Below are 25,238 nucleotides of genomic sequence, written 5' to 3' on the forward strand. Positions count from 1 at the left end.
GGGGGCGCGGCCATCGGCCTTTCGCGTGCGCTACTTGCTGCCGTACTTCCTGCTCATCGTCGTGTAGATCTGCTGCGCGCCCTCGCCGAGGCGTGGACCGGCCAGCCAGCCGTGCGTGACCGGGCCGATGGACGTGTTGGACACCAGCGCCAGCTGCCCGTTCGGCTGGGTGGCGAACCAGCCGCCGCCCGAGGAACCACCGGTCATGGTGCAGCCGATGCGGTGCATCGTGGGAGTGGCCGGGCTGATGGACAACCGGCTCGGGCGGTCGATGCACTTGTGCATGACGAAGCCGTCGTAGGGCGGCCCCGCCGGGTAACCCCAGGCGCCCATCGCGCTGATCCGCCGGGTGTCGGGAGCCTGGAAGTTCACCGGGATCGCGGCGCCGACGGTCTCCTCCAGGGACTTCCCGCCGTTCTCCGGCCTCACGTGCATGACCGCGTAGTCGTACGGTGCGCCGGTGCCGCCCGTCGGGCCGCCGTCACGGATCCACTCGCCGGAGGTCGAGACCCAGTCCGCCCAGTACGCGCCGTAGGGGGCCTCTTCCTGCGGCGGCGCTGCCCGCAGTGCGGCCGGTGACTTGGCGTTGTTGTTGTACGCCGGGACGAAGACGATGTTCCGGTACCAGCCGCCGGCGCCGCCCGCGTGCACGCAGTGCCCAGCGGTCCAGACGAGGTTGGACCTCCCGGGGTTGTTCACGTCCTTGACCACGGTGCCGGAGCAGACCATGTGGCCCTTGGGGGAGTCGAAGAACAGCTTGCCCACCGGAGCGCCGTGCTCGGTGTACGGGGTCTTCTCGCGCACCGCCCGCACCGGGCGGGGCTCCGGGTCGGAAACGCCCTGACCGCTGGAGAGATCACTCGCGGTCATCGTCTTCGCCGGGTCCTTGGCGGACCGCATCCGCTCCGGCGCCCACAGTCCGGCGATGACCGGGTTGACGAAGTCCTCCGCCGCGCGCAGCCACTTGTCCTTGTCCCAGTTCTTCCACTCACCGCTCTTCCACCTGTCGGGGTCGACGCCGCGCTCCTTGAGCTTGTCGGCGAGGTCCTTGGGAAGCGCGGCGTCATCGGCGCCCTGGCCGGCGGCGGGAGTGGAAGCGGCCGGGGCGGCGGCCTTGTCGGCGGTGTTCCCGCCCGGCTTGTCCTCCGTGGGGCCGCAGGCCGTGGCCGTCAGCGCGAGTGCCGCGACGAGGCCGGTGACGGCCCGCAGCGGACGTATGGATCGCATGGAAACGTTCCCCCTGTGTGCTTTCAACTATGTTTTCGGGCGCGCCTGTCGTGGCCCAGCGATGTCATGAGCGTGTCATTCGGGAGCGCAGTGCGGAACGTAGCAGAGGGCCCCCGGGGAACGTCCCGGGAGCCCTCCTGGGTGCTGCTACTTCCTACCGGCCTCTTCGTAGAGGGCCTTGGCCTCGGGGCCGAGCCGGGGGCCGGCCAGCCAGCCGGCCGTCACCGGGCCGATCGAGGTGTTGGAGACCAGCGCGGGCTTGCCGTCCTGGCCCTGCGCGACCCAGCCGCCGCCGGACGAACCGCCGGTCATCGTGCAGCCGATGCGGTACATGGTCGGCTGGGCGGGCTTGACCGAGAGCCGGCCCGGCCTGTCCGCGCACTGGAACATGCGCTCGCCGTCGAACGGCGGGGCCGCCGGGTAGCCGGTCGCCCGCATGTTCGCGATCTTCGGCACGGCCGGTGCGTCGAACTCGACCGGCAGCGCGGAACCGACCGTCTCCTCCAGGGACTTGCCGCTGCCGCTCTCCGGCGTCACGCTCAGCACCGCGAAGTCGTACGGGGCGCCGTCGCCACCGGTGGGGCCGCCCTGCGCGATCCACTGGTCCGAGGTGAGCGCGCTCTTGGCCCACCACACGCCGTACGGCGCGACCTGCTCGCGGGGCGTGGTTTTGGTCACCCGCAGCGCCTGGTCGTTGTACGAGGGGACGAAAGCGATGTTCCGGTACCAGCCGCCCTTGGCGCCCGCGTGCACGCAGTGGCCGGCCGTCCACACCAGGTTGGACCTGCCGGGGTGGGCCGGGTCCTTGACGACCGTGGCGGAGCAGGCCATCGAGCCCTCGGGGCCGTCGAAGAGGAGCCGGCCGGCCTCCGCGGCGCTGGAGTGGTACGGCGCCTTGACGGCGGTCGCCGGAAGGCGGGCCGGTACCGGGTCCGTCACACCCGAGTCGCCGGAGATGTCATTGGCGACGGGTTGCTTGGGGGGCTTCTCCGCGTCCTTCATGCGGTCCGGGTCCCACAGGCCCGCGATGATCGGGTTGATGAAGTCCTGGGCCTCACGGAGCCACTGGTCCCTGTTCCAGTTCTTCCACTCGCCGTTCTTCCACTTGTCCAGGTCGACCCCGTGCTCCTTGAGCCGGTCCTTCAGGTCGTCCGGGATGGTGATCTTGCCGTCCGCGGAACCGCCGGAGGCAGCGGCCGAGTTGGTGGCCTGCGCGGTGGGGGTACCGGCGGCGCCGTCCTCGGTGGGACCGCAGGCGGTCGCGGTCAGGGCGAGCGCGGAGGTGAGGCCGACGACCGCGAGCAGGGGGGCGCTTCTGCGACGTGCGCTCCTCCCACGGGGTGCGGTGCAGGCCGGGCGTATGGGTCGCATGTCGTGATCCCCCTGGGACTTCGAACGTGACGGGCAAAGGCGGGTGCGGCGGGCAAGCCGGATGGAGCGGGCAACGCGGGTGCGGCGGGGCCGAGTCGGCGGCGCGTCCGGTGCGGGCGGCGCCGGGCGGTGCTGCGGGTGGAGCGGGCCCGGCTCCACTATGCCGGTGCCGATGGGGACGGTGAACGGCAGGGCCGCGGTTCCGCCGCCGGAAGGATCTTCTGATTGCCCGTGATCCTTCGGGTTCACCGTCGTTGGTACGTACGAGGGACATCGGGGCGCCGTTCAGCCCTGAGGGGCAATCAGGTGCGAATCCGTACATACGTATACCTGGGGGAGGACCAGCAGTCGTGGCCGTGACCGAACCTGCTTCGGCGGTGGTGCCCGCCGACCGGCCGACCGTTGCCCACGAGGGCATCCTGCGACGGCAGTCGCTGCGCGAGTCCGCGGCCCGTACGTACGCGCGGTCGCTGCCCATCGTTCCCGTACGCGCGCGCGGGCTGACGATCGAGGGCGCCGACGGGCGGCGTTATCTGGACTGCCTCTCCGGCGCCGGCACGCTGGCGCTCGGGCACAACCACCCGGTGGTCCTCGAAGCGATCAAGAAGGTCATCGACTCGGGGGCCCCGCTGCACGTCCTGGACCTGGCGACGCCGGTCAAGGACGCCTTCACCACCGAACTCTTCGAGACGCTGCCGGGCCCGCTGGCCGACAACGCCAGGGTGCAGTTCTGCGGCCCGGCGGGGACGGACGCGGTCGAGGCCGCGCTGAAGCTGGTGCGCACCGCCACGGGCCGCAGCGGACTGCTGGCCTTCACCGGCGCGTACCACGGGATGACGGCGGGGGCGCTGGACGTCTCGGGCGGGGCGTCGGACGTGCGGGTGACCCGGCTGCCCTACCCGTACGACTACCGCTGCCCGTTCGGGACGGGCGGGGAGCGCGGCGCGGAGCTGTCCGCCCGCTGGACCACCGGCCTGCTGGACGACCCCAAGAGCGGGGTGGCGAGGCCGGCCGGGATGATCCTTGAGCCGGTGCAGGGGGAGGGCGGCGTGATCCCCGCGCCGGACAGCTGGATGCGCCGGATGCGGGAGATCACCGCGGACCGGTCGATCCCGCTGATCGTCGACGAGGTGCAGACCGGTGTCGGCAGGACCGGCAAGTTCTGGGCGGTGGAGCACAGCGGGACGGTGCCCGACGTCATGGTCATGTCCAAGGCCATCGGCGGCAGCCTCCCGCTGGCCGTGATCGTCTACCGGGCCGACCTGGACGCCTGGGAACCGGGGGCGCACGCCGGTACGTTCCGCGGAAATCAGCTCGCCATGGCGGCGGGGGCGGCGACCATGGCGTACGTACGCAAGAACGGACTCGCCGAGCGCGCGGGAGAGCTCGGGGCGCGGATGCTCGGCCGGCTACGGCAACTGGCCGCCGAGCACCCGGTGATCGGTGACGTCCGAGGGCGCGGCCTGATGATCGGCATCGAACTGGTCGACCCGGAGGCGGCGGCGGGGCACTCAGGGACAGCGGGGCAGTCGGGCGCGGCGGGGGAGTCGGGCGCGGCGCAGCAGGCGGTGAATGCCGGCGGTTCCCGTCCGGACGGCGACTCTTTCACCGGCCCGGCGCCCGCGTCGACCGCGCTCGCCGCGGCGGTGCAGCGGGAGTGCCTGCGGCGCGGACTCATCGTCGAAGTGGGCGGGCGGCACTCCGCCGTCGTACGCCTGCTGCCGCCGCTCACGCTCACCGACGAGCAGGCCGACGCGGTCCTGGACCGGTTCGCGGACGCGCTGGCAGCCGCCGAACGGTCGCCCTACCGGCAGGTCGAGGGCGGGCACGCGCGCCACGACACGCAGCGGTACCGCCGGGAACCGATCCAGCACTCGTACTGACACCGGCGATCCAGCCCCGGCCATGCCGGCACCACCTCACAAGGAAGCCTCCGTGAACCCCACACCCGCACCCGACACGTACGAGGACACGTCAGCAGAGGCGGCCGTCGCACCGGCGACAGGGACGACCGGGGTGACGAGCGGCGCGCCGGGCGGAAGGCCTGCCGACCCCGTGGGGAGCACCGGCACGACCGTCACCGTCGACACGACCGCGAGCACCGGCACAACCGGGACCGCCGTCGCCGCGGGGGCCGCCGGGGCTGCCGGGGCTGCCATGGCCGTCGACACGGACGAGCCGGTGACGGTGCCCCGGCAGAAGGCCAAGGCGCGCGGCGGTCAGCAGGCGTCCGCCCCCACCGTGCCGCACGCCCAGCCGGACCTTCTCAACCACCCCGACCCGCATACGGCGGCGGACGCGGCGGCCGTCGAGAACCTGCTGCGCTGCTGGGTACGGGAGACCGGGCTCGGCAAGCCCCAGGGGCGCACCTTGCGGATCCCGCTGGACAACAGCGGCACGTCCCTGCTCGTCCCCGTCCGTTACTGGTCCGCGGCAGGCTGGCACCGCTTCGGCACGCCGATGCTGGCGTGCGGGCCGCGTCACGCTCCTCCGGTGGACGCGGTCACCGTCGCCTCCCTGCTGGGCAGGGAGTCCGCCGCAGGGACCGGCCCCACCGCACTCGGCAGTGACGCTGACGCAGGGAAGGTGGCTGGTGCGACCGGAGTGGCAGGTGCGGCATGTGTGACCGGTGCGGTGGTCGTGGACGCCGCCGTAGCGGTTGCGGGAGGCACGGACACCGCCTGCCCGGGCGACCCCGGGACAGCGACCGCGGACGTGACGGACGCGGCCGGACCCGGCGTCCCGGTGGCAGCCCCCACGGGTTCGGACCTGGTCGCCCGTGTCGCCGACTCCGTGCGCCGCACCGCCGAGTTCATCGACGCACGCCGTCGCCACCCCGGGCCGTCGGACGGCGCCGACCTCTTCCTCACCGCCGAGCAGTCCCTCCTCCTCGGCCACCCCATGCACCCCACCCCCAAGAGCCGGGAAGGGCTCTCCGACTCGGAGGCCCGTCGCTACTCGCCCGAACTGCGCGGCTCCTTCCCCCTGCACTGGATGGCGGTCGACCGGTCCGTGCTCGCGGGAGAGTCCGCCTGGACCGAGCGGGGCCGCACGCTCCCGGCGGAACAGGTCGTCGCCCGGCTGGCCGGTGGCCTCAAGCTTCCCGAAGGCACCGAGCCACTTCCCCTGCATCCTTGGCAGGCCCGCGAGTTGGCATTCAGGCCTGCCGTGGCCGCGCTCCTCGACGACGGACTCCTGCACGACCTGGGCCCGTACGGCGAGCGCTGGTTCCCCACTTCCTCCGTCCGTACGGTCCACCGGCCGGGGGCCGCGGCGATGCTCAAGCTCTCCCTCGGTGTCCGCATCACCAACTCCCGCCGTGAGAACCTCCGCAAGGAACTCCACCGAGGCGTCGAGGTCCAGCGCCTGCTGCGCGGCGGCCTCGCCGAGGAATGGCACGCCGCCCACCCGTGCTTCGACATCGTCCGTGACCCGGCGTGGCTCGCCGTGGACGCCCCGGACGGCACCCCGGTCCCCGGCCTCGACGTCGTGGTGCGGCACAACCCCTTCGGTCCGCACGACGACGCCGTCTGCATCGCGGGCCTCACCGCACCCCGCCCCTGGCCGGGACGGACCGGCATGTACTCCCGGCTCGCGGACTGCGTGGCCCGACTCGCCGCGCGCACCGGCAGGCCCGCCGGGGCGGTCGCCGCGGAGTGGTTCCTGCGCTACCTCGACCACGTCGTACGACCGGTGCTCTGGCTCGACGGCCGGGCGGGCATCGCGCTGGAGGCCCACCAGCAGAACACGCTGGTCCTCCTCGACCACGAGGGCTGGCCCATCGGGGGCCGCTACCGCGACAACCAGGGCTACTACTTCCGCGAGTCGCACCGGGAAGCCCTCGAAGCCCGTCTCCCCGGCGTCGGCAGCCGCAGCGACACCTTCGTCGCCGACGACGTCACCGACGAGCGGTTCGCCTACTACCTCGGCATCAACAACATCCTCGGCCTCATCGGGGCGTTCGGCGCCCAACGTCTCGCGGACGAACGCGTCCTGATCGCCGCCCTGCGTCAGTTCCTCGGCAAGTGCGCCGGCTTGGGCTCCCCGCTCCCCGCCCAGCTCCTCGAAACCCGCACCCTCCGTTGCAAGGCCAACCTGCTGACCAGGATGCACGGCCTGGACGAGCTGGTGGGTCCGGTCGACACCCAGTCCGTCTACGTCACCATCGCCAACCCCCTCCGCCCCTGACTCCCCACGACCCCCCCTTCGCCCGTTTTTCCCCACCGTCCCCCTCCGCCCGTGATACCCACCTTCCCCCTACCGACCTGCTGACAGGAGAGCGCTGGCATGCCTCCCACCGATGCGAGCACCGAGACCGGAGCCGGCCCCGCTCCCCGCACGGCGCCGGGCAACGAGGACACTCTGGACCTCCGGCTGCCCGACGAGTTCCTCGCGCTCTGCGCGGCGGAGGAGGCGGCCCACGCCCCTCCCGCCGGGCCGAAGGGTGACGGACGCACAGGTGTGGGGCGGGTGACAGCAGGCCGCTCCGTCGACGAACGCGCAGACGCTGAAGGCGCAGGAGACGCCCGCACGAGTGGCCAACGGCCCTCCGCCACGGGCCAGGACCTCCTCGACTCACTCGTCCGATGGGGGCCTGCCCGCACCCCGGCAGGAGAGTTCCGGCTCCTGCCCGTACACCCCGGTCGCGATCTGGCGCTGCTCACGCGGTGGATGAACGACCCGGTCGTGGCCGAGTTCTGGGAGCTCGCGGGCGGCGAGGACGTCACCGCCGCCCATCTGCGCGCCCAACTGGACGGCGACGGACGCAGCGTCCCCTGCCTGGGACTTCTCGACGGCACCCCCATGAGCTACTGGGAGATCTACCGCGCCGACCTCGACCCGCTGGCCCGGCACTACCCGGCCCGCCCGCACGACACCGGCATCCACCTCCTCATCGGCGGGGTCGCCGACCGAGGTTGCGGCCTCGGCACCACGCTCCTGCGGGCCGTCTCCGAGCTCGTCCTCGACCACCGGCCCGCGTGCTCCCGGGTGGTGGCCGAACCGGACCTGCGCAACACACCCTCCGTCTCCGCCTTCCTCGGAGCCGGCTTCCGTCTCTCCGCCGAGATCGACCTGCCCGAGAAGCGGGCCGCGTTGATGATGCGCGACCGCGCCCACCGCCACCAGCTGTAACGCTCCGACGTCCCGCCACCGTCACCGCGACCAAGGCAACGCCCCTCGCCGTCCGCCGCTACGACAACCCCGCTGCTTCCACCGCACCGCTCGTACCGAATCGGTTCTCTCCCGAGGAGTCATCGTGTCGAAGCCGGCCCCCGCCCACACACCCACCGCCGTCCCCGCCCAGCCGCGGTCCTCGCCCCACCCCGAAACGCCACGGCCTGCCCAGGACCCCGCCACGCCGGTCCTGCTGGACCCGCCCGAGCTGACCCCCGAGGTATGGGACCGGGTCTCCCGCCGGCTGCTCGCCAAGACACTCGCCGAGTTCGCCTACGAAGAGATCATCGAACCGGTGCCGTTCGCGTACGAGGAGAGCGTGGACCCTGCTCCGTCGGCCGACGCGGCCACAAGCGAGGGCCGCGGCGTACCCCCCGGCTCGTACACGCTCCGCCTCGACAACGGCGAGATACTGGGCTTCCGCGCCAGGCGCGGCTCCTACGGCAGCTGGCGGGTCGACCCGGACACCCTCGCGATCCGGTACCCGGACGACGGCGGCAGCCGTCCCTTCCACGATCCCGTGCGGTTCCTCGCCCTGGCCCGCGGCCTGCTGGCCCTCGACGGTGCGACCCTCGGCCACCTCGTCCGCGAGCTCACCACCACCCTCGCCGCCGACGCCAGACTCGACCACAGCGCCCTGCCCGCCGCCCGCCTCGCCGACCTCGGCTACGCCGAACTCGAGGGGCACCAGACCGGTCACCCCTGGCTGGTCCTCAACAAGGGGCGCGTCGGCTTCTCCGCCCAGGACGCCGCCGCCTGGGCGCCCGAGGCCCGCACCCCCACCAGACTTCCCTGGATCGCCGTCAGCACCTCGCTCGCCCGGTACCAGGGCGTGACCTCGCTGGCCGCTCCCGAGCAGCTGTACGCGCGCGAGCTGGACAGCGCCACGCGCGCGAGCTTCGACGCCACCCTGCGGGCGCGCGGGCTGAGCCCGGACACGTACCTCTACCTGCCCGTGCACCCCTGGCAGTGGGACGACGCGATCCTGCCGCTCTTCGCCCCCGCGATCGCGCGCGGTGACATCGTCCCGTTGCCTGCCGACGGCGACCTGCGGCTGCCCCAGCAGTCCATCCGTACGTTCCTCAACGTCAGCCGCCCCGACCGGCACACGGTCAAACTGCCGCTGTCCGTGCTCAACACCCTGGTCTGGCGCGGCCTGCCCACCGAGCGGACCGTGGCCGCGCCCGCCGTCACCGCCTGGGTCCAGGGACTGCACGCGGCCGACCCCTTCCTCCGGGACGAGTGCCGCGCGGTGCTGCTGGGCGAGGTCGCGTCGGTGGCCGTCGAGCACCCGGTCTACGACCACCTCCCCGAGGTGCCCTACCAGTACAAGGAACTCCTCGGCGCGATCTGGCGCGAGCCCCTCGCCGACCGCCTCGACCCCGGGGAGCGGGCCCGCACCCTGGCCGCCCTGCTGCACACCGACCCGCACGGGAGAGCCTTCACCGCCGAGCTCGTCGAGCGCTCAGGCACGGACCCGGCGGCCTGGCTGCGCAGCCTCTTCGCCGCGTTGCTGCCGCCGCTGCTGCACTTCCTCTACAAGTACGGGACGGTGTTCTCCCCGCACGGCGAGAACGCCATCGTCGTCTTCGACGAGCACGACGTACCGGTCCGCCTCGCGATCAAGGACTTCGTCGACGACGTCAACATCAGCGCGGTCCCGCTGCCCGAGCACGACGGCATGCCCGACGACGTACGCGCCACCCTGCTCACCGAACCCCCCTCCTTCCTGCCCCAGTTCATCCAGTCAGGGCTGTTCATCGGGGTCTTCCGCTATCTCGCGCCCCTGTGCGAGGAGCAACTGGGGGTGCCCGAGGCGCACTTCTGGTCACTCGTACGGGCAGAGATCGTCAGGTACCAGGCCCGCTTCCCGGAGCTGAAGGAGCGCTTCGAGATGTTCGACCTGCTGGCGCCCCGCCTGGAACGCCTGTGCCTCAACCGCAACCGGCTGCACACCGACGGCTACCGGGACCGCCCGCACCGTCCGCACGCCGCCGTGCACGGCACCGTCGCCAACCCGCTCCACCGGCCGTGACGTCCGCTGCGGCGCCCACGGCGGCAGCGGCCGTGACCGGCGTTGTCAGCGGTGCACCGTAGGGTGGTCGGGCTATGACGAAGCCCTCACTCCCCGAGCTCCTCCACGCCGCCGTCGCCTCCGTCGGCGGCGTGGAGCGGCCAGGCCAGGTCACCATGGCCGAGGCCGTCGCCGACGCGGTCGACGACAATTCACACCTGCTCGTCCAGGCGGGCACCGGCACCGGAAAGTCCCTCGGTTATCTGGTGCCTGCCCTCGCGCACGGCGAGCGCGTCGTGGTCGCCACGGCGACGCTGGCCCTCCAGCGCCAGCTCGTGGAGCGTGACCTGCCGCGCACGGTGGACGCACTGAAGCCGCTGCTGCGCCGCACCCCGCAGTTCGCCATGCTCAAGGGCCGGTCGAACTACCTGTGCCTGCACCGTCTCCACGAGGGAGCCCCGCAGGACGAGGAGGACGGCCTCTTCAACCCGCTGGAGCAGCTGGAGGCGTCCGGGCCCTCCAGCAAGCTCGGCAAGGACCTGCTGCGAATGCGCGACTGGGCCGACGAGACCGAGACCGGCGACCGCGACGACCTCACCCCCGGCGTCTCCGACAAGGCGTGGGCGCAGGTCTCCGTCTCCTCGCGCGAGTGCCTGGGCGCGAGCAAGTGCGCGTACGGGGCGGAGTGCTTCGCGGAGGCGGCGCGGGAGCGGGCCAAGCTCGCCGACGTCGTCGTCACCAACCACGCGCTGCTCGCCATCGACGCCATCGAGGGCGCCCCCGTGCTGCCGCAGCACGAGGTGCTGATCGTCGACGAGGCGCACGAGCTGGTCTCCCGGGTCACCGGCGTCGCCACCGGCGAACTCACTCCCGGCCAGGTCAACCGGGCCGTACGACGCGCCGCGAAGATCGTCAACGAGAAGGCGGCCGACGCCCTGCAGTCCGCGTCGGAGAACTTCGAGCGGTTGATGGAGCTGGCCCTGCCGGGGCGGCTGGAGGAAATCCCGGAGGACCTCGGCTACGCACTGATGGCACTGCGCGACGCCGCGCGGACAGTGATCTCCGCACTCGGCTCGACCCGCGACAAGTCCGTCACCGACGAGGACGCCGTCCGCAAACAGGCTCTGGCCGCCATCGAGAACGTGCACGGCGTGGCCGAGCGCATCGCCAACGGCTCCGAGTACGACGTCGTCTGGTTCGAGCGCCACGACCGCTACGGAGCCTCCCTGCGGGTGGCCCCGCTCTCGGTCTCCGGACTGCTGCGCGAGAAGCTCTTCACCGAGCGCTCCGTCGTGCTCACCTCCGCCACCCTCAAGCTGGGCGGCGACTTCAACGGTGTCGGTGCCTCGCTCGGGCTGGCCCCTGAGGGCACCCACGGCGAGGAGTTTCCGGAGTGGAAGGGCCTCGACGTCGGCTCGCCGTTCGACTACCCCAAGCAGGGGATCCTGTATGTCGCCAAGCACCTGGCCCGCCCCACCAGGGACGCCGGACGCGAGGACATGCTGGACGAGCTCGCAGAGCTGGTCGAGGCCGCCGGCGGGCGCACCCTCGGGCTGTTCTCGTCGATGAAGGCGGCCCAGACCGCGGCCGAGTCGATGCGCGGCAGGCTCGACGTGCCGGTCCTCCTGCAGGGTGAGGACACCCTGGGCGAGCTGATCAAGAACTTCGCGGCCGACCCGCAGACCTGTCTGTTCGGCACGCTGTCGCTCTGGCAGGGCGTCGACGTGCCCGGGGCGAGCTGTCAGCTCGTCGTGATGGACAAGATCCCGTTCCCCAGGCCCGACGACCCGCTGATGAGCGCACGCCAGAAGGCGGTCGAGGAGAACGGGGGGAACGGCTTCATGGCCGTCGCCGCCACGCACGCCGCGCTGCTGATGGCCCAGGGCGCCGGTCGTCTCGTGCGGGCGACGGGTGACAAGGGCGTCGTGGCGGTCCTCGACCAGCGGCTGGCCACGGCACGCTACGGCAGCTACCTCAAGGCCTCCATGCCCGACTTCTGGTACACCACGGACCGCAACCAGGTCCGACGCTCGCTCGCCGCCATCGACGCGGCGGCCAAGGCCGCCGAGGCCGACGCGACCTAGCTCTCCGCGCCCGGCCGGGAACCGGCGCGCCGCGGTTTCGTACGTGCAGGGCCCTGGAAGCCACCGCGGTCTCCGCGGGTTCCAGGGCCCTGCACGCACGAACGCCGGACGTCAGACACGCCGGAGTACCGCGACGACCTTGCCCAGAATGGTCGCGTCGTCGCCCGGGATCGGCTGGTAGGCGGCGTTGTGCGGGAGCAGCCAGATGTGGTTGTCCTCGCGCTTGAAGCGCTTCACCGTGGCCTCTCCGTCGAGCATCGCGGCCACGATGTCGCCGTTCTCCGCGACCGGCTGCCGGCGGACCGTCACCCAGTCGCCGTCACAGATCGCGGCCTCGACCATCGAGTCGCCGACGACCTTGAGGACGAAGAGCTCGCCGTCCCCCACCAGCTGCCGCGGGAGCGGGAAGACGTCCTCGACGGACTCCTCGGCGAGGATCGGGCCGCCGGCCGCGATCCTGCCGACCAGCGGGACGTACGAAGCGGCCGGCTTGCCCGCCGTGTCCGTGGTCTGGGTGCTCGGCTGGTCGGAGCCGCGGACCTCGTACGCACGAGGGCGGTGCGGGTCGCGGCGGAGGAAGCCCTTCCGTTCGAGAGCCATCAGCTGGTGGGCCACGGAGGAGGTGCTGGAGAGCCCCACCGCCTGCCCGATCTCGCGCATGGACGGCGGGTATCCCCGGCGCTGCACGGAGTCCCTGATGACCTCGATGACCCGCCGTTGCCGGTCCGTGAGACCGGAGCTGTCCGCCCTGATCCCCGGAGGTCGGCCGGGCAGCGAACGCGCGGGCTTGGCACCCTCGGGGTTCGTGGTTGCGTCGTTCATGGCATGCACCGGCTCAAGTCGGCCCAGGGAGCGGTCCTGGGCGGCGATCGTTGCGCTGTCCGCGGTGGTGGTCATGGTCGGCCCCTCTCGAATGGTCTCCCTGACCGGACAACGGTAGTAGCTTTCGAAAGGTTGCGCCAAACACACGTTCGAGTGAAAAACTGCAGAATGGCTGCCCTATTCGTACGGATGGGTGTATGGCTCGGCCCCTGGGGCGGCCCTCGGGACGATCTCCCGAACGGCAATTCGGCTCATTACGGTAGCCTTCTCCGTCGGATCGAACACCGCGCCGCGCGTGCGGACACGCCCCCTGTGTGGCCGTCCGCCCCGCCGCTCGCGGCCCTTCCGGAGCCCCTGGGAGTCGCAGTCCGGCGGCGGCTGAGCCGTCCGGGGGACCGGAATCCCGGTTCGCCCCCCGGGTCCCGTACTCTCGTGGGCGACCGCCGCGGCCCCTTTCCGGCGCGACACGCGCGTAGGGGCCCAAGTCCGGTCAACCCCCAGATCTAGTGGTTGAATCGCTACAGCTACCCACAAGTTGTGGTCCACGGTCCAATCGGGCCTGGTCATCGCTTATGCTGGGTACTGCTTCGAAGGTCCGCCACGCGGCCCCCAGGAGCTCTTCAGTCGTGCCGCGAAGGAGGCCTTGGAACCATGCACTGCCCCTTCTGCAGGCACCCCGACAGTCGAGTGGTCGACAGTCGCACCACGGACGACGGGACGTCGATCCGCAGGCGTCGCCAGTGCCCCGACTGTTCCCGCCGTTTCACGACGGTGGAGACGGCCTCGCTGATGGTGATCAAGCGCAGCGGGGTGACCGAACCGTTCAGCCGTACGAAGGTGATCTCCGGTGTGCGCAAGGCGTGCCAGGGCCGTCCGGTCACCGAGGACGCCCTCGCCAAGCTCGGGCAACGGGTGGAGGAGGCGGTGCGTGCCACCGGCAGCGCCGAGCTGACCACCCATGACGTGGGGCTGGCCATCCTCGGCCCGCTCCAGGAGCTCGACGTCGTCGCTTATCTGCGTTTCGCGTCCGTTTACCGGGCATTCGATTCGCTGGAGGACTTCGAGGCCGCGATCACGGAACTCCGTGACCGGCGGCCTCCGGCCCAGGAGGGCGGGCCCGCCGGGAATCCTGCGGTTCCCGTGCCCGCCGCCGCCGAATAGACCGGCCCCTCCAGTCGGTCAGCCGCACAGCGGCACCTTCGGCGGCACATCAGGACCTGTCACGGGCCCGCCGCGTACCCGCGGCGGCCCGGGACGTCAGACACACACCGTGCCCAAGGAAGAACTGGGCACTTCTGGGCGTTTTAGCCCGATATGGGAGGCGGCATGACCGAGACGACGAGCGGCCCGGCACGAGGTTCCCGCAGCAAGGGAGCCAAGGGCGGCAAGGGTCTGCGTATCGAGCGCATCCACACCACTCCTGGCGTGCATCCGTACGACGAGGTGGTCTGGGAGCATCGTGACGTCGTCATGACCAACTGGCGCGACGGCTCGGTCAACTTCGAGCAGCGTGGCGTCGAGTTCCCCGACTTCTGGTCGGTGAACGCGGTCAACATCGTCACCAGCAAGTACTTCCGTGGCGCCGTGGGCACCCCGCAGCGCGAGACGGGCCTGCGCCAGCTGATCGACCGGATCGTGAAGACGTACCGGAAGGCCGGCGAGGACCACAACTACTTCGCCTCCCCGGCGGACGCCGAGATCTTCGAGCACGAGCTGGCGTACGCCCTCCTGCACCAGGTCTTCAGCTTCAACTCCCCGGTCTGGTTCAACGTCGGCACGCCCCAGCCGCAGCAGGTCTCGGCCTGCTTCATCCTGGCCGTCGACGACTCCATGGAGTCGATCCTCGACTGGTACAAGGAAGAGGGCATGATCTTCAAGGGCGGCTCCGGCGCCGGCCTGAACCTCTCCCGTATCCGCTCCTCCAAGGAGCTGCTGTCCTCCGGCGGCAACGCCTCCGGCCCGGTCTCCTTCATGCGCGGTGCCGACGCCTCCGCCGGAACCATCAAGTCCGGCGGCGCCACCCGCCGCGCGGCCAAGATGGTCATCCTCGACGTCGACCACCCCGACATCGAGAACTTCATCGAGACCAAGGTGAAGGAGGAGGAGAAGATCCGCGCCCTGCGCGACGCGGGCTTCGACATGGACCTGGGCGGCGACGACATCACGTCCGTCCAGTACCAGAACGCCAACAACTCGGTCCGGGTGAACGACGAGTTCATGAAGGCCGTCGAGACCGGCGGCAAGTTCGGTCTGCGCGCCCGTATGACCGGCGACGTCATCGAAGAGGTCGAGGCCAAGTCCCTCTTCCGCAAGATGGCCGAGGCCGCCTGGGCCTGCGCCGACCCGGGCATCCAGTACGACGACACCATTAACAAGTGGCACACCTGCCCGGAGTCCGGCCGCATCAACGGCTCGAACCCGTGCAGCGAGTACATGCACCTGGACAACACCTCGTGCAACCTCGCCTCGCTCAACCTGATGAAGTTCCTCAAGGACGACGGTCTGGGCAACCAGTCCTTCGAGGTGGAGCGGTTCGCCAAGGTCGTCGAGCTGGTCATCACCGCGATGGACATCTCGATCTGCTTCGCGGACTTCCCCACCGAGAAGATCGGTGAGAACACCCGCGCCTTCCGTCAGCTGGGCATCGGCTACGCCAACCTGGGCGCGCTCCTCATGGCGACCGGCCACGCGTACGACTCCGACGGCGGCCGTGCCCTCGCCGGCGCGATCACCTCGCTGATGACGGGCACCTCGTACAGGCGCAGCGCCGAGCTGGCCGCGGTCGTCGGCCCCTACGACGGCTACGCCCGCAATGCCGAGCCGCACCAGCGCGTCATGAAGCAGCACGCCGACGCCAACGCGGTGGCCGTGCACGTCGACGACCTGGACAACCCGATCTGGGCCGCCGCCACGGAGACCTGGCAGGACGTCGTCCGCCTCGGTGCGAAGAACGGTTTCCGCAACGCGCAGGCGTCCGTGATCGCCCCCACCGGCACCATCGGTCTCGCGATGTCCTGCGACACCACCGGCCTTGAGCCCGACCTCGCCCTGGTCAAGTTCAAGAAGCTCGTCGGCGGCGGCTCGATGCAGATCGTCAACGGCACCGTCCCGCAGGCCCTGCGCCGCCTGGGTTACCAGGAGGAGCAGATCGAGGCGATCGTCGCCCACATCGCCGAGAACGGCAACGTGATCGACGCCCCGAGCCTGAAGACCGAGCACTACGAGGTCTTCGACTGCGCGATGGGCGAGCGTTCCATCTCCGCGATGGGCCACGTCCGCATGATGGCGGCCATCCAGCCCTGGATCTCCGGCGCCCTGTCCAAGACGGTCAACCTGCCGGAGACGGCGACCGTCGAGGACGTCGAAGAGGTCTATTTCGAGGCGTGGAAGATGGGCGTCAAGGCGCTCGCCATCTACCGCGACAACTGCAAGGTCGGTCAGCCCCTCTCCGCCAAGACCAAGGACAAGGAGAAGGAGGCGGTCACCGCCAAGGCCGAGGACACCATCCGTACGGCCGTCGAGAAGGTCATCGAGTACCGTCCGGTCCGCAAGCGCCTCCCCAAGGGCCGTCCCGGCATCACCACCTCCTTCACGGTGGGCGGCGCCGAGGGTTACATGACCGCCAACTCCTACCCGGACGACGGTCTCGGCGAGGTCTTCCTCAAGATGTCCAAGCAGGGCTCGACCCTCGCGGGCATGATGGACGCCTTCTCGATCGCGGTGTCCGTGGGCCTGCAGTACGGCGTCCCGCTGGAGACGTACGTCTCGAAGTTCGTCAACATGCGCTTCGAGCCGGCCGGTATGACGGACGACCCGGACGTGCGGATGGCGCAGTCGATCGTCGACTACATCTTCCGCCGCCTGGCGCTGGACTTCCTGCCCTTCGAGACGCGTTCGGCCCTCGGCATCCACTCCGCCGAGGAGCGTCAGCGCCACCTCGACACCGGTTCGTACGAGCCGTCGCTGGAGGAGGCCGAACTGGAGGCGGAGGGGCATTCGCAGTCCGCCCCGCTGGTCCCGGTGGCCGCCCCCCAGGTGGCGACCGAAGCACCGGCCGTCAAGCAGGCGCCGCACACCTCGGCCGAGCTGGTCGAGATGCAGCTGGGTATCAGCGCCGACGCACCGCTGTGCTTCTCCTGCGGCACGAAGATGCAGCGCGCGGGCAGCTGCTACATCTGCGAGGGCTGCGGCTCGACCAGCGGCTGCAGCTGACACGGCACGGCTGACGCCTGAGTGAAGGTGTGAGACGGAGGGCGGCGATCCCCGAGGGGGTCGCCGCCCTTTGGCGTGCGTCAGTTTCGGCACGCGTCAGCTTTGGGTTGTGTCAGCTGTGGGTTGTGCCGGCCCTGGCGTGCGCCACCTTCGGCTTGTGTCAGCTTCGGCGTGCGCCCATCAGCCGGGTGAACTCCTCCGGTTCCGCGTCGAAACCGTGCACTGTCTCGTGCAGGTCCCAACTGCCGTTGGCGTCTCGTACGAACTCGGCGACAGTGGCCGCCGTGGACCCCTGGACCGCGTCGAAGCCGTTGTGCAGAAGCTCGGTGTAACCCTCGGAGATCTGCAGGTGGGTGCTCTGTATGTAGCCGAACTCCATCCTGCCGTCACGCTGCTGGATGGCCACCCCGACGACCACCCGTCCGTAGTCCTGCGACAGCCGGTCCAGTTCGAGCGTCATCTGCTCGTCCGCACCGAAGCCCTGGCCGGTCTTGCTGTCCCTGTGCAGGGTGATGGTGCCGTCGGGCGAACGGCTGCCGAAGTGCACCAGGTACACGGGCTCCCCGTACAGGTCGTCGCCGCGGTAGACAGCGGCCACGATGTCGAGATCGGCGGCGGTCGCACCGCGTGGACTGGGGTCCCACTTGAGGGTGACCTCGGCCTTCCGGATGCCCTTGTTGAAGCTGCTCACCGTGTGTGTTCCTCCGCTTCCAGTCGTGGACCGATCCTCACAGGGCCGACAGGACGCGACAAGCCCGTCGGCCGGGTGCGACGGTGACGATCATTGTCACCGAAGGAGCCGTGGTGGCCGACGAGTTGGCCGGCTCGCACAGAGCTGTCCGGTACCCGGCCGCGCGACAGGAACGCACTGAACCCGAGGCCGGCCGCGCCCCTGCCGCGAGGTGCCCGCTGTCACCCGCTTGGCCGTACGATGGCGCGGTGCTGGTCAAGTGGATTCGTTGCACCGTCATCGACCGCCGAGGTTTCGAACGGGGGCAGCGCAAGTGGGCCGGGCAGCTCGGTGAACCGGGATTCCGGGGCCAGAGCGGCGGCTGGAGCAGAGGGCGGGACGGGGTGGCCCACGTCTTCGCCTTCTGGGAGAGCCGCGCCTTCTACGACTCCTTCATGGCCCGCGCGCACGACAGACTCGCGGCCGGACAGTCGGGCACGTACAAGGACAGCCAGGTGCGACTCTTCGACTACCGCTTCGACGTCAAGACCGGCTTCGAACCGAAGTTCACCGATGCCGACGTGGTGCGGATCGCGCACTGCAAGGTGCGTGCGGACCGGGTCGAGCACTTCGCGCTGATGCAGGAGAAGGTCTGGAACCCCGCGATGGCGGGATCGCCCGGGATGCTGCGAGGGGTGTTCGGGGAGGCGCCGGGCAACGAGTTCCTGGTGCTCTCCATGTGGCAGTCGGCCGCCGAGCGCGGCAAGTACCGGGCGGAGCGGGTCGAGCGGCTGTCACTGCGCGCGCAGACCGAGGCGGACGTGGCGGCGCTGGCCGGTGACGTGGTGGAACTGGAGCCGTCCTGGACGGTGTGATCTCTTTCCGTACGGCGGGTGCGCCTGGACGCTGTGATCTCTTTCCGTACGGCGGGTGCGCCTGGACGCTGTGATCCCTTTCCGTACGGCGGGTGGGGAGGCCGGTGGATACTCCGGATGGCGTCCCGGCAGTAGGCCGGTCGAGCCCGCCCCTTACGTTCGAACTAGGGTTTCGGCATGGCACGACCGCGACGCATCGTCCTCGTCCGGCACGGCGAGTCGGAGGGGAACGCCGATGACACCGTCTACGAGCGCGAGCCCGACCATGCCCTGAGACTCACCGACAACGGATGGCAGCAGGCGAGAGCGGCGGGGGAGCGGCTGCGCGCGCTCTTCGGCGACGAACGGATCAGCGCGTACGTCTCGCCCTACCGGCGCACCCACGAGACCTTCCGCGCCTTCGACCTCGATCCGGGACGGGTAAGGGTCAGGGAGGAGCCCAGACTGCGGGAGCAGGACTGGGGGAACTGGCAGGACCGGGACGACGTACGCCTGCAGAAGGCCTATCGGGACGCGTACGGGCACTTCTTCTACCGGTTCGCGCAGGGGGAGTCGGGCGCCGACGTCTACGACCGGGTGGGGGCCTTCCTGGAGAGCCTCTACCGCAGCTTCGAGGCCGCCGACCACCCGGAGAACGTACTGATCGTCACGCACGGGCTGACCATGCGGCTGTTCTGCATGAGGTGGTTCCACTGGCCGGTGGCGGAGTTCGAATCGCTGTCCAACCCCGGCAACGCCGAGATGCGCGTGCTGGAGCTCGGCGACGACGGCCGGTACACGCTGGACCGGCCGTTCGCGCACTGGTGCGCCCCGGAGTCGTACGGGATCACCGGCTAGAGTTCTGAGCGATGACCGCTGACTCCGCTTGCGACCCGCGCTTCGAGCGCGCACTGGACAGCCTGCGCGGGCTGTCCGTGGGAGACGCCCTGGGCTCCCAGTTCTTCGTCCCCGTCAACTACCCGCTCCTCAAGAAGGGCGAACTGCCGCCCGGCCCGTGGCAGTGGACCGACGACACCGAGATGGCCGCCTCCGTGCTGGCCGTCCTCGCCGGTCACGGCCGCATCGACCAGGACGCCCTCGCCGCCTCCTTCGCCGACCACCACGACTTCGACCGCGGTTACGGGCCCGCCGTCAACCGGATGCTCCGACTGGTCCGCGAGGGCGGTGACTGGCGCGAGCTGGCCGCCGCGCTGTTCGACGGGCGCGGTTCCTGGGGCAACGGCGCCGCGATGCGGATCGCGCCGCTCGGGGCCTGGTACGCGGACGATCCCGAGCAGGCCACCCACCAGGCCGAGATCTCCGCCTACGTCACCCATCAGCACCGGGAGGCCGTGACGGGCGCGATGGCGGTCGCCGCTGCTGCGGCGATCGCGGCCGACCCCGCCGGGCCGCCGACGTCCGAGGGACTGCTGGACGGTGTGATCGCGCTCGTGCCGCGCAGCGCCGTCGCCGCCGGACTGCGCAGGGCCCGCAACATGCTGGACTACGACGACGCGAACACCGTCGCCGCGGTGCTCGGTTGCGGACGGCGCACCAGCGCCCACGACACCGTGCCGTTCGCGCTCTGGTCGGCGGCCCGCGGGCTGGGCGACTTCGAGGGTGCGTTCTGGTCGACCGCCCGGGTGGGCGGTGACGTCGACACGAACTGCGCGATCGTCGGCGGCGTCCTCGCCGGGGCGAAGGCGGGAAGCCCCCCGGGCGGCTGGCTGGAACAGACCGAGGCGTTGCCTCGATGGGTGCCCGCGCGGGCGCGATGACTCCTTCGGGGCAAGGGCGGGCAGGGCCGGCGTCACGGTTCTGTCCGCATCTTCGCGCTGATGGGGGAGGCGTGAGGGCACCGGGCTAGTCTGACGGCCACGCCGCCGCGTCGATCATGACCGGCGTGCGCCGAACAAGACGCCGGGCCCACCCCGCCACGTACCGCGCGAGGCGCGAAGTGCCTGGTCGGGAGGGGGTCCCGTGCCTGAACCAGAAGACGCGCCGCCGGGTATACCGGCAACTTCAGCAAGCGCACCAACTTCAGCAACCGCGGCAACTTCAGCAACTGCAGCAAGCGCAGCAACCCCGGCAACTTCGGCGGCCGGGCCGTCGGCCGCGTCGGAGGGGGAGGGCGGCGGCGAGAAGGCTTCCGCCGCGTCGGCCGGTGGGGTGCGGGGCGCCACTCCGGAGTCGCGCGAGACACCCGCGGCAGGAGGTGCGGCGGCGTCCGCCGGGGCCGTTCAGGATGCTGTGCCGCAGGCGCGCCGCGCGCCCGCCCACACGCCGCAGCCGCCGTCCACTCTCCAGCGGCGTCAGCAGGAGCAGTGGCAGCAGTGGCAGGCCCACCAGCACATGCAGCAGCAGCGTCGGCAGAAGCTCGCCAACCCGCCCGCCTGGCGGGCCGGGGTCCGGCCGGGCCCGCCGGCCCGGGTGCGTGCCGCCACCCTCTGGGCGGTGCTGGCCACCGGGCTGCTCAGCGCTCTGTTCCTCGGCGAGGGACTGGGGCTGAATCTGCTCCTCGTGGCGCTGCCCGCCGCTCTCGCCGCGTACTTCGCCGCCCAGGCGGCCGGTCGGCGCATCCGTGCCTGGACGCTCGTGTGGGGGCTCGGAGGGATCGCCCTGCTTCTGGTGCCCGCGCTGCGTGACGCGGGCTGGCCCACGTTCCTCGCGATGCTCTCCGCGCTGGCACTCGGCTCCCTCGCCCTGCACGGCAGCCGGTCCTGGTTCGGTGTCCTCGTCGGCTCGCTGGGGATCTGGGGCTCGGTGGTCCCGGGTGTCGGCTGGGGCTGGAAGGGACTGCGCGAGCGGGCGGGCGGTTCGCGCGAGCGCTGGGGCCCGGTACTGCGTACCGCCGGCGTCGCCCTCGTCCTGCTGGTGGTGTTCGGGGCGCTGTTCGCGAGCGCGGACGCCGCGTTCGCCGAACTGCTCGGAGGGCTGGTGCCCGACGTGTCGGTCTCCGACGGCCCGTGGCGGATCCTGCTCTTCGCGCTGGGCCTCGTCGGGGCGCTCGCCGCGGCCCGTACCGCTGCCGCACCGCTTCAGTGGGACAAGGCCAGGATCGCTCCGGGGCGTGCGAGAGGCCGCATGGAATGGGCACTTCCGCTCGTCGTGCTCAACCTGCTGTTCGCGGCGTTCATCGCGGTGCAGCTCGCCGTGCTGCTCGGCGGCTACGCCAAGGTGCTCGACGAGACCGGACTGAGCTACTCCGAGTACGCCAGACAAGGCTTCTGGCAGCTCCTCTGGGCAACCGTCCTGACCCTCGTCGTCATTGCCTTCGCGAAGCGCTGGGCCCCGCGGGGCAACGGGGGCGACCGGACGCTCGTGCGGTCCGTGCTCGGAGTGCTGTGTCTGCTCACCCTCGTGGTCGTCGCATCCGCCCTGAGCAGGATGAATCTCTATGTCGACATGTACGGGCTGACCCGGCTGCGGATCTCGGTGGCCGCGGTGGAGCTGTGGCTGGGCCTGGTGATCGTCCTGATCCTGGCCGCCGGGGTGTTCGGCGCGCGCCTGCTGCCGCGCGCGATCGCCGCGAGCGCGGGGGCGGCGGTGGTGGCCTTCGGCCTCATGTCACCTGACGCACTGATCGCGCAGAGCGGCGTGCAACGGTTCGCCGAGCACAAGAGCATCGACATCGACTACCTCCAGGGCCTGTCGGCGGACGCCGTTCCCGCCCTGAACCGCCTCCCGGAACCACAGCGCAGCTGTGCGCTGCGGGGCATCGCGGACGGGCTTGAGGAGCGGCCCTGGTACGCCACCAGCATCGGCGAACGGCGCGCGCTCGCCCTGGTCGCTGCGCATCCGCTCAGGGCGAGCGTCGCGGAATGCCGCCAACTCTCGCCGGTGAACAGTGGGGAGTACGGGCGCTGACGGCGCGGTCCTGGTGGGGCCTCGGCGGGGTCCTGGTGGGGCCTCAGCGCGGTCCTGGGGGGGCCTCGGCGGGGGCTGTCGGTGCTCGGTCACCGGGTGCCGGTCGAGGCTGGCTGCTACCGAGACTGGCGCCCGGTGAGGCTGCCCAGGCCTACCCGCTCCAGGAATGTGCGTTCGCGCGTCCCCCTGCGCTTCAGAAGTGCGTGGACGCGAGCTCCCCGCGCTTCAGAAATGTGCGTACGCGAACGAGATGATCCGGGTGTCGGGCCCCCGCGACAAGGCCCTTGGCGGCCATGTCCCGGGGCCGGGGTGTTGCGGCCGGGGCAGGCGGCGTAACCTGGCTGGCGCCATGCCGTACGAACCTCCCACACACACCGTCGAGCGCTCACTGCGCGCCACCTCCGGTGCCAAGATCGTCGCCGGAGTCGACGAGGTCGGGCGCGGAGCGTGGGCCGGGCCCGTCACCGTGTGCGCCGCCGTCACAGGACTGCGCCGCCCGCCCCCCGGCCTCACCGACTCCAAGCTCCTCACCCCCAAGCGCCGCGACGCGCTCGTGCTGCTGCTCGAGGAGTGGGTGACGTCGTACGCGCTCGGCCACTCCTCACCCGAGGAGATCGACGCCCTCGGCATGACGGCTGCGCTGCGGCTGGCCGCCGAACGTGCGCTAAATGCCTTGCCGGTACGGCCCGATGCGGTCATTCTCGACGGGAAGCACGACTACCTCGGGGCACCCTGGAAGGTTCGTACGGTGATCAAGGGCGACCAGTCCTGCATCGCGGTCGCGGCTGCCTCGGTGCTGGCCAAGGTGCGCAGGGACGCGATGATGGCGGAACTGGACTCGGTGTCCGGGGGCTGCGCGCCCTACGGTTTCGCGGCCAACGCCGGCTATCCGTCCCCCGTGCACCAGGCGGCCCTCGCGGAACTCGGGCCGACCGCGCACCACCGCCTCTCCTGGTCCTATCTCGACGGGCTCCCGCAGTGGCGGCACCTCAAGAAGCACCGGATCTCGGCCGAGGCCGCGGCACTGGAAAGCGGGGGCCAACTCGGCTTCGAATTCTGACCGTTCACATTTGTTCTTGTTCTTGGTCGCACCCACCGCAGGTCCCCGGTCTGTGTCCCGTCACGTTCTGGCTGGTCACGCGCCTTTGCTGCCATTTACGTCCCACCCGCCGGAGCCCTTCGCACCGGCGTTTGATAGACATCCCACTCATGCCTCTCATCCACCAGGAGTCTCAGATTCACGAGAGCGCCCAGGGTCCCCGCGCCACCCCGGCTGCCGGCCGCACCGCGCCGACCCCTCGCCCCGTACCCGGTCCGCGTCCCGCGGCGGTGCCGCGCCCCGGTCCCGCCCGCCCTGCCCCTCCCATCCAGCGGACGCAGCCGCCGGGCAACCGGTCCCAGGCCTCCGTTGCGGAGAATCGTTCCGCGAAGCCTGCCGCCGCTCGGGTCGCTGCCTCGGCTGCGGCTGCCACGGCTGCTGCCGCGCCTTCGGCCCCGGTGCCCGCCGCGACTCCGGTCCCCGTGCCCGCCGCGGCGCCGGCTGCGGACTCGTCGCAGGCCCAGATCCAGCTGATCCCGGCTCCCGCCAACGGCGCGCTCGATGCCGCCGGCGAAGCCGTGGACCTGCTCCTCGACTCCGGCCGTGCGCCGGGCGAGGTACTGGTGCTCACTACTGGCGAACAACACCCGTGGGCAGCCCATGAGTTGACGTTCGGCGAAGCGTCGTACTGGGCGCAGCACGACGCCGGGGACGATGTGTTCTACGCGGACGTGAGCACCCTGGAGCGTGCGGTGACGCGCCCCGTGGTCATCGTCGCCGTCAACGACACCGGACCGGCCGACGTGCTGGCCCGGACGCTGCCCGCCGCACGGGACCGCGCTGGAGTGCTGATGATCGTCTGCGGCGACCCGGAACGCGTCAACTCCGGCCTCGGCGCGGGCGTCTGACGGCACTTACGCCGCTGCGTCAGCCTCGGCACCGGCGCTACTTGCATTGAGCGAGTCAGTCGCGTCACCCATGCGACTCGCAGCACCTGCGCCACTTGCGTCACCTGGCGCCCACTTGTGTCACTTGCGACGCTTGTGTCACGACGGATTCCGTGGATCCGGCAGCTCGGCTGCCGGATCAGCGGGCCGCCGCTCGGCGCAGGGCGTCCGCCGATCCGCCGCCACTGCGCTGCGGCGTTCCCTCAGTTTCGGCCTGCGGGCCCGCGAGGCCGGAAGGCGGCGAGCCCACAAAGGGCCGACGGCCGCCGCGGCCCTCCCCCAGCACCTGCCAGCCGCCGCCGGTCAGGGTGATGTACGCCCCGCAGCGCAGCCCGTGCAGGGTGCAGGCGTCGCGCAGTCCCCACATCCAGGCGCCGTCCTCCTCCGTCCACCGCTCGTCACCGTCGCGGCAGTAGAGCAGCACGGCCGTACGCACGGGGGTACGCCGACGCAGGTCGTGCGGGATGATCCGGCGCAGGTGGGCGAGGAGTGCGTTACGCAGCTCCCAACCGTCCGCGGGCGCCGACCGGCGGGAGAACGAGGCACTGGCGATCAGCCGCTCCTCGGTGTCCAGCACCGCCACCACCGCGGTCGCGGGGGCGGGCAGATGACGGGCGTGCAGGCCGCTGACCACCTCACGGGGGTTGCGCAGCAGGGGAATTCCGGCCGAGGCCCATTCGGCCGGTTCCAGGGTGCGGCCCTGGCGGCTGGTGGCATCGGCGGACGACGGGCTCAGCGAACCAGGTGCCGGCGCGAATCCGAAGGTCACGGTCCTCCCTTCGCATACGCGCCCACAGCTGCGGGCAAGGTCGGGTGGGCGCACCGCGGCACAGCCTTCAGGGTCACCTCGAAACCGTGCGGGGAGCGCTTTCAATTCTTCCTGGCGTGGGCACCGGGGGCAACGAACAATTTGGGCGGCCGGCCGGATTCTGTGGGTATGGCACAGATATCTCTGC

Annotated in this window: 17 protein-coding genes and 1 pseudogene; 13 read left to right on the forward strand and 5 right to left on the reverse strand. The window is 71.1% G+C overall.

The annotated features are described in order from the left end of the window. Positions 1-30 precede the first annotated feature (30 nt). On the reverse strand, positions 31-1,227 hold the full coding sequence (locus ACIQM4_RS00235) for a trypsin-like serine peptidase (RefSeq protein ID WP_401583812.1): 1,197 nt from the start codon (positions 1,225-1,227) through the stop codon (positions 31-33). A 147-nt stretch (positions 1,228-1,374) separates the two neighbouring features. Beyond that, complete coding sequence (locus ACIQM4_RS00240) at positions 1,375-2,598, reverse strand: trypsin-like serine peptidase (RefSeq protein WP_401583815.1); 1,224 nt, start codon at positions 2,596-2,598, stop codon at positions 1,375-1,377. Positions 2,599-2,948: 350 nt separating this feature from the next. Here ACIQM4_RS00240 and ACIQM4_RS00245 point away from each other — a divergent pair, with 350 nt between their 5' ends. The 5 genes from ACIQM4_RS00245 (at position 2,949) to ACIQM4_RS00265 (ending at position 11,871) form a co-directional block, all read left to right on the forward strand. After that, a complete protein-coding gene (locus tag ACIQM4_RS00245; RefSeq protein WP_401583818.1) occupies positions 2,949-4,481 on the forward strand; it encodes a diaminobutyrate--2-oxoglutarate transaminase family protein in 1,533 nt (510 codons plus the stop codon). Between the two features lie 274 nt (positions 4,482-4,755). After that, entirely contained in the window at positions 4,756-6,786 is a 2,031-nt protein-coding gene (locus ACIQM4_RS00250) for an IucA/IucC family protein (protein ID WP_401585974.1), read from the forward strand. A gap of 99 nt (positions 6,787-6,885) precedes the next feature. After that, a complete protein-coding gene (locus ACIQM4_RS00255; protein ID WP_401583821.1) occupies positions 6,886-7,731 on the forward strand; it encodes a GNAT family N-acetyltransferase in 846 nt (281 codons plus the stop codon). Positions 7,732-7,855: 124 nt separating this feature from the next. After that, positions 7,856-9,808: an IucA/IucC family protein gene (locus tag ACIQM4_RS00260; protein ID WP_401583824.1), complete on the forward strand. Its 1,953-nt coding sequence runs from the start codon at positions 7,856-7,858 to the stop codon at positions 9,806-9,808. 74 nt (positions 9,809-9,882) lie between these two features. Beyond that, a complete protein-coding gene (locus tag ACIQM4_RS00265; protein WP_401583826.1) occupies positions 9,883-11,871 on the forward strand; it encodes an ATP-dependent DNA helicase in 1,989 nt (662 codons plus the stop codon). Between the two features lie 111 nt (positions 11,872-11,982). Here ACIQM4_RS00265 and lexA read toward each other — a convergent pair whose 3' ends face one another. Further along, the gene (lexA, locus tag ACIQM4_RS00270) at positions 11,983-12,768 is read right to left on the reverse strand and encodes a transcriptional repressor LexA (protein WP_401583829.1); all 786 of its coding nucleotides are present in this window, start codon (positions 12,766-12,768) and stop codon (positions 11,983-11,985) included. Positions 12,769-13,344: 576 nt separating this feature from the next. Here lexA and nrdR point away from each other — a divergent pair. Continuing rightward, entirely contained in the window at positions 13,345-13,854 is a 510-nt protein-coding gene (nrdR, locus tag ACIQM4_RS00275; protein ID WP_401583832.1) for a transcriptional regulator NrdR, read from the forward strand. A gap of 165 nt (positions 13,855-14,019) precedes the next feature. After that, positions 14,020-16,905 carry a vitamin B12-dependent ribonucleotide reductase gene (locus tag ACIQM4_RS00280; protein WP_401583835.1) on the forward strand — a complete coding sequence of 962 codons (2,886 nt, stop codon included), beginning with the start codon at positions 14,020-14,022 and terminating at the stop codon, positions 16,903-16,905. 160 nt (positions 16,906-17,065) lie between these two features. On the opposite strand, the pseudogene ACIQM4_RS00285 reads toward ACIQM4_RS00280, so the two are convergent. Then, positions 17,066-17,617, reverse strand: a pseudogene (locus ACIQM4_RS00285) (TerD family protein); the annotation flags it as partial. 227 nt (positions 17,618-17,844) lie between these two features. On the opposite strand from ACIQM4_RS00285, the gene ACIQM4_RS00290 reads away from it, so the two are divergent. The 6 genes from ACIQM4_RS00290 to ACIQM4_RS00315 all read left to right on the forward strand — a co-directional run bounded on the left by ACIQM4_RS00290 (position 17,845) and on the right by ACIQM4_RS00315 (position 24,243). Beyond that, on the forward strand, positions 17,845-18,450 hold the full coding sequence (locus tag ACIQM4_RS00290) for a YdbC family protein (RefSeq protein WP_401583838.1): 606 nt from the start codon (positions 17,845-17,847) through the stop codon (positions 18,448-18,450). Between the two features lie 177 nt (positions 18,451-18,627). Then, positions 18,628-19,287 carry a histidine phosphatase family protein gene (locus ACIQM4_RS00295; RefSeq protein ID WP_401583841.1) on the forward strand — a complete coding sequence of 220 codons (660 nt, stop codon included), beginning with the start codon at positions 18,628-18,630 and terminating at the stop codon, positions 19,285-19,287. Between the two features lie 11 nt (positions 19,288-19,298). Continuing rightward, positions 19,299-20,207, forward strand: coding sequence for an ADP-ribosylglycohydrolase family protein (locus ACIQM4_RS00300; protein ID WP_401583843.1), 909 nt, complete (start codon positions 19,299-19,301; stop codon positions 20,205-20,207). Between the two features lie 472 nt (positions 20,208-20,679). Then, positions 20,680-22,296: a DUF4153 domain-containing protein gene (locus tag ACIQM4_RS00305; RefSeq protein ID WP_401583844.1), complete on the forward strand. Its 1,617-nt coding sequence runs from the start codon at positions 20,680-20,682 to the stop codon at positions 22,294-22,296. Positions 22,297-22,645: 349 nt separating this feature from the next. Then, positions 22,646-23,356 carry a ribonuclease HII gene (locus ACIQM4_RS00310; RefSeq protein ID WP_401583847.1) on the forward strand — a complete coding sequence of 237 codons (711 nt, stop codon included), beginning with the start codon at positions 22,646-22,648 and terminating at the stop codon, positions 23,354-23,356. A gap of 149 nt (positions 23,357-23,505) precedes the next feature. Continuing rightward, positions 23,506-24,243, forward strand: coding sequence for a hypothetical protein (locus ACIQM4_RS00315; protein WP_401583849.1), 738 nt, complete (start codon positions 23,506-23,508; stop codon positions 24,241-24,243). Positions 24,244-24,421: 178 nt separating this feature from the next. On the opposite strand, the gene ACIQM4_RS00320 is transcribed toward ACIQM4_RS00315, so the two are convergent. Next, positions 24,422-25,051, reverse strand: a complete 630-nt coding sequence (locus tag ACIQM4_RS00320) for a hypothetical protein (protein WP_401583852.1) — start codon at positions 25,049-25,051, stop codon at positions 24,422-24,424. Positions 25,052-25,238: the final 187 nt, after the last annotated feature.

The sequence above is a fragment of the Streptomyces sp. NPDC091272 genome, from assembly GCF_044757485.1.
Lineage (GTDB): Bacteria > Actinomycetota > Actinomycetes > Streptomycetales > Streptomycetaceae > Streptomyces.

What these genes read in the sequence shown, in the direction of transcription:
- ACIQM4_RS00235 (WP_401583812.1), bottom strand. Translation starts at nt 1,227, where the DNA reads ATGCGATCCATACGTCCGCTGCGGGCCGTCACCGGCCTCGTCGCGGCA.
- ACIQM4_RS00310 (WP_401583847.1), top strand. Translation starts at nt 22,646, where the DNA reads ATGCCGTACGAACCTCCCACACACACCGTCGAGCGCTCACTGCGCGCC.
- nrdR (WP_401583832.1), top strand. Translation starts at nt 13,345, where the DNA reads ATGCACTGCCCCTTCTGCAGGCACCCCGACAGTCGAGTGGTCGACAGT.
- ACIQM4_RS00300 (WP_401583843.1), top strand. Translation starts at nt 19,299, where the DNA reads ATGACCGCTGACTCCGCTTGCGACCCGCGCTTCGAGCGCGCACTGGAC.
- ACIQM4_RS00250 (WP_401585974.1), top strand. Translation starts at nt 4,756, where the DNA reads ATGGCCGTCGACACGGACGAGCCGGTGACGGTGCCCCGGCAGAAGGCC.
- ACIQM4_RS00240 (WP_401583815.1), bottom strand. Translation starts at nt 2,598, where the DNA reads ATGCGACCCATACGCCCGGCCTGCACCGCACCCCGTGGGAGGAGCGCA.
- ACIQM4_RS00295 (WP_401583841.1), top strand. Translation starts at nt 18,628, where the DNA reads ATGGCACGACCGCGACGCATCGTCCTCGTCCGGCACGGCGAGTCGGAG.
- ACIQM4_RS00280 (WP_401583835.1), top strand. Translation starts at nt 14,020, where the DNA reads ATGACCGAGACGACGAGCGGCCCGGCACGAGGTTCCCGCAGCAAGGGA.
- ACIQM4_RS00265 (WP_401583826.1), top strand. Translation starts at nt 9,883, where the DNA reads ATGACGAAGCCCTCACTCCCCGAGCTCCTCCACGCCGCCGTCGCCTCC.
- ACIQM4_RS00315 (WP_401583849.1), top strand. Translation starts at nt 23,506, where the DNA reads ATGCCTCTCATCCACCAGGAGTCTCAGATTCACGAGAGCGCCCAGGGT.
- lexA (WP_401583829.1), bottom strand. Translation starts at nt 12,768, where the DNA reads ATGACCACCACCGCGGACAGCGCAACGATCGCCGCCCAGGACCGCTCC.
- ACIQM4_RS00255 (WP_401583821.1), top strand. Translation starts at nt 6,886, where the DNA reads ATGCCTCCCACCGATGCGAGCACCGAGACCGGAGCCGGCCCCGCTCCC.